Below are 2644 nucleotides of genomic sequence, written 5' to 3'. Positions count from 1 at the left end.
TGCGTAATCCACGCGATCGTGAGCACTGATTCCAGACGATCATGAGCGCTCAGTCCACGGGATCGTGAGCGCTCAGTCCACGGGATCGTGAGCAGTCATTCCACAGGATCGTGAGCAGCCTGTGGACGGCTCCGGCGGACGCGTTCGCCGACAATCCAAACGGCGTATGGCCCCTCGTCCAACAGCGAGGGGTCCATGCCAACCGAGAGATTGTCGATGCGGAAGATCCGCGATGTTTTGCGTTTGAGATTTGAGAACGGCCTGAGCGAGCGCGTGATCGCGCGCTCGCTGTCGCTCAGCAACGGCTCCGTGAACGCCTATCTCCAGCGCGCCCGCATGGCGGGTCTTCGCTGGCCGTTGTCCGAGGGCCTCGACGACACGGCGCTGGAGCGGCTGCTGTTCCCGCCGGCGCCCGCCGTGGCGGCGGCGGCCCGTCCGACGCCCGACTGGACAGGGGTGGAAAAGGAGCTGCGCCGCCGCGGCGTCACCCTGGCGCTGTTGTGGGAAGAATATCGCGGCGCCCATCCAGACGGATTCAGCTACAGCTGGTTCTGCGAGCATTACGCCGCCTTCAAGGGACGCCTTCGGCCGACCATGCGGCAAAGCCACGCCGCCGGCGAAAAGGTCTTCGTCGATTTCGCTGGCGACACGATCGACATCGTCGATCCCGCGACTGGCGAAGTGCGCCGGATGAAGCTGTTCGTCGCGGCCATGGGCGCGTCGAACTACATCTTCGCGCAGGCGCGGGCCAGCGAACAGATCGCCGACTGGATCGGCGCCCACGTCGATCTCTTCGCTTTTCTCGGCGGCGTGCCGAAGTTCGTCGTCTGCGACAATCTAAAGGCCGCCGTCACCAACCCGGATCGTTACGAGCCGGGTCTGAACCGCAGCTATCTGGAACTTGCCGATCATTACGGCGCGGCGATCCTGCCTGCGCGGCCCTACAAGCCGCGAGATAAGGCCAAGGTCGAGCAATCGGTCCTGATCGCCGAACGATGGATTCTCGCTAGGCTGCGCAATCGACGCTTCTTCAGTCTCGCCGAACTCAACGCCGCCATCGCCGACCTCGTCCATGACATCAACGCCCGCCTGATGAAGGGCTTCAATGCCAGCCGGGCCGAGCTTTTCGCTGCGATCGACAGGCCGGCCCTGAAGGAGCTGCCACAGGAGCCTTACGCCTTCGCCGTTTGGAAGCGCTGTCGCGTTGCCCCCGATTACCATGTCGAGGTCGACGGCCATTGGTATTCCGCGCCGTTCCGATTGATCCGCGAACTGGTCGACGTACGCGTCGCCGACAAAACGGTCGAGATATTCTTCAAAGGCCAGCGCATCGCCAGTCATCTGCGCGCCCCGAACCGGCGCGGCCATACGACGCTTCCCGAACACATGCCAAGCGCCCACCGGCGCCATGCGTCCTGGACGCCGAGTCGACTCGTCGCCTCCGCCGAAAAAATCGGCCCGTCGGCCGCCGCGCTTTTCGAGGAGATCATGGCCGCTCGCCCGCATCCCGAACAGGGGTTTCGAACCTGTCTCGGCATCCTCGCCCTGACGCGGACCTACGATAACGCGCGAGTGGACGCCGCTTGCCGACGGGGCATGTCGATCAGGGCGCGCTCAGTCGCCTCCATCCGCTCGATCCTCAAAAACGGCCTCGATCGCACCTTCCTCGACGAGGGAGAGCGCCCGGACCGCGAACCCGTGCGCCACGGCAACATCCGCGGCCGCGACTACTTCCACTGACCAGAAAAGGAGACCACGCAATGCTCGCCCACCCCACTCATGAGCGCCTGATTGCCCTCGGCCTAGCCGGCATGGCCAAGGCTTTCGAGGAGCAACGGCGATCGTCCGATATCGCCGCCCTCTCTTTCGAGGAGCGGCTCGGCCTAATGGTCGATCGTGAGGCCGCCGAGCGCGACACAAAGCGCCTCGCCGCGCGCCTCAAGTTCGCGGCCTTGCGGCAGAACGCCGTCATCGAGGATGTCGACCTACGAACCCCGCGCGGCGTCGACCGCGCTCTTTTCCAGAAGCTCGTCGCCGGCGACTGGATCGATCGCGCCGAGGGGCTTCTGATCACAGGGCCGACCGGCGTCGGCAAGAGTTGGATCGCGTGCGCGCTCGGGCACAAAGCCTGTCGTGACGGAAAAAGCGTTCTCTATCACCGTGTGCCGCGCCTCTTCGAGACGCTGGCTCTCGCCCGCGGCGATGGCCGCTACGCCCGCCTCCTAAAAACGCTCGCGCGCGTGCAGCTCCTGATATTGGACGATTGGGGTCTGTCGGTCCTCACCGAAACTCAGCAGCGTGATCTCCTCGAAATCCTGGAAGATCGTCACCAACGCGTCTCGACTGTCGTCACCAGTCAGGTTCCGGTCGAGCAATGGCACGAGATCATCGGCAATCCGACGCTCGCCGACGCCATTCTCGACCGCCTCGTCCACAACGCTCATCGGCTTCCGATCACAGGAGAAAGCATGCGCAAACTCTCAGCCAAAAAGCGTCTCCTTGACGCCGACGCCAAGGCCTGAATCAATGTCGCCGTCGGCGACGCGCCAGCCGCTCACGATCGCGTGGAACGCGCGCTCACGATGCCTTGGATTGGCTGCTCACGATCCCGTGGAACGGGCGCTCAGCATCCGTGGAATGCGCA

General features: G+C 64.3%; 2 protein-coding genes. Both read left to right on the top strand.

Annotated elements, in window-relative coordinates:
• Positions 1 to 195 precede the first annotated feature (195 nt).
• Positions 196 to 1740 carry an IS21 family transposase gene (gene istA, locus HUN39_RS18860; RefSeq protein ID WP_175095968.1) on the top strand — a complete coding sequence of 515 codons (1545 nt, stop codon included), beginning with the start codon at positions 196 to 198 and terminating at the stop codon, positions 1738 to 1740.
• A gap of 20 nt (positions 1741 to 1760) precedes the next feature.
• Entirely contained in the window at positions 1761 to 2522 is a 762-nt protein-coding gene (gene istB, locus HUN39_RS18855) for an IS21-like element helper ATPase IstB (protein ID WP_175095967.1), read from the top strand.
• Positions 2523 to 2644 lie beyond the last annotated feature (122 nt).

The organism is Methylocystis silviterrae, from assembly GCF_013350005.1.
GTDB lineage: Bacteria > Pseudomonadota > Alphaproteobacteria > Rhizobiales > Beijerinckiaceae > Methylocystis > Methylocystis silviterrae.
The sequence above is the reverse complement of the archived record's forward strand: the minus strand, read 5'-3'. Positions and strand labels throughout refer to the sequence as shown.

What these genes read in the sequence shown, in the direction of transcription:
- istA (WP_175095968.1), top strand. Translation starts at nt 196, where the DNA reads ATGCCAACCGAGAGATTGTCGATGCGGAAGATCCGCGATGTTTTGCGT.
- istB (WP_175095967.1), top strand. Translation starts at nt 1,761, where the DNA reads ATGCTCGCCCACCCCACTCATGAGCGCCTGATTGCCCTCGGCCTAGCC.